1 protein-coding gene and 2 pseudogenes are annotated in these 1,180 nt (G+C 73.0%); 2 read left to right on the forward strand and 1 reads right to left on the reverse strand.

Annotation, left to right across the window (positions count from 1 at the left end):
* Positions 1-420, forward strand: a pseudogene (locus I5E_RS00195) (D-alanine--D-alanine ligase); the annotation flags it as partial.
* A gap of 63 nt (positions 421-483) precedes the next feature.
* On the opposite strand, the gene I5E_RS00200 reads toward I5E_RS00195, so the two are convergent.
* Positions 484-969 carry a DUF3515 family protein gene (locus I5E_RS00200; protein ID WP_031260804.1) on the reverse strand — a complete coding sequence of 162 codons (486 nt, stop codon included), beginning with the start codon at positions 967-969 and terminating at the stop codon, positions 484-486.
* A 24-nt stretch (positions 970-993) separates the two neighbouring features.
* On the opposite strand from I5E_RS00200, the pseudogene I5E_RS23090 reads away from it, so the two are divergent.
* A pseudogene (locus I5E_RS23090) lies at positions 994-1,180 on the forward strand (hypothetical protein); the annotation flags it as partial.

Raw genomic sequence — 1,180 nt, forward strand, 5'->3', positions numbered from 1 at the left:
GTCATCGTCGAGCCCCGCGTGATCGGCCGTGAGGTCGAGGTCGCGGTGCTCGAGGGCCGTGACGGCGTGCCGCGCACGAGCCTGCCGGGCGAGATCGTCGTCGCCGAGGACGGCTTCTACGACTTCGCCTCGAAGTACCTGGGCGGCGACGAGTCGCTGCGCTGCCCGGCCCCGCTGACCGAGGCGGAGACCGACGAGATCCGCTCGATCGGTGCCCGTGCGTTCGAGGCGATCGGCGGCGCCGGCCTCGCCCGGGTCGACTGCTTCCTCACCGACGACGGCTTCGTCGTGAACGAGGTCAACACGATGCCGGGGTTCACGCCGCTGTCCATGTACCCGCGCTGCTGGGCGGCGTCCGGGGTGTCCTACGGCGAGCTCGTCCGCGAACTCATCGAGCTGGGGCGCGCGGCGGTCCGCTGAGGCGCCTGCACCCGCGTGCGGCCGGAGCCGCGCCCGCGGTTCAGCCGGTGACGTGCCCGCGGCTCAGCCGGTGACGTCGGACGGGTCGAGGCAGCGGTGCCCGTCCTTCGGCAGGGTCGACACCGCGTCAGTGACGTCCTGGACGACCTGGTTCGTGGTCTTCGTCGCGTCGATGACGAGCTGGACCGCCGGGGACCGACCGAAGGTCGTGTAGACGATCTGCTTCCCGCGGTCGTCGCGGATCCAGTCGACGTCGCCGAGCGAGAAGCACGGCAGGTCGGACACCGTCGGCACCGCCACGCCGCAGTGGTACAGCGCCACCTCGGGATCGCCCCACGCCGCGGTCGACTGGGCGTTCGTGTTCCGCAGGTCGAACTTCGAGTCGACCGCCGCCGGCAGCCGGACCTGCACGGCGGCGCACGCGGCGGCGTCGGCGGAGGGGGCCGGGGACATCGCGACGGCGTTCGTGCAGCCGGTCAGCCCGGCGGCGACGGCGATCACGACGCCCGCGGTCGCGAGCTTCCGGAGGGGGCGGCGCACGGTGTCCATCGCCGTCCAGGCTACCGTTCTCGTGTGGACGCGACGTACGACGCCTGGGCCGGACCGACCGTGGGGGACCTCGGCGAACTCGTCGTCCTCGACCGCATCGTGCGCCGACTGCCGGTCGGGTCCCCGCTGCTCGGTCCCGGGGACGAACTGCGCGGTCGTCGCGGCGCCGGACGGCCGGTTCGTGGTGACGACGGACATGATGGTGCACGGA

Source organism: Curtobacterium sp. B18, assembly GCF_000333375.1.
GTDB lineage: Bacteria > Actinomycetota > Actinomycetes > Actinomycetales > Microbacteriaceae > Curtobacterium.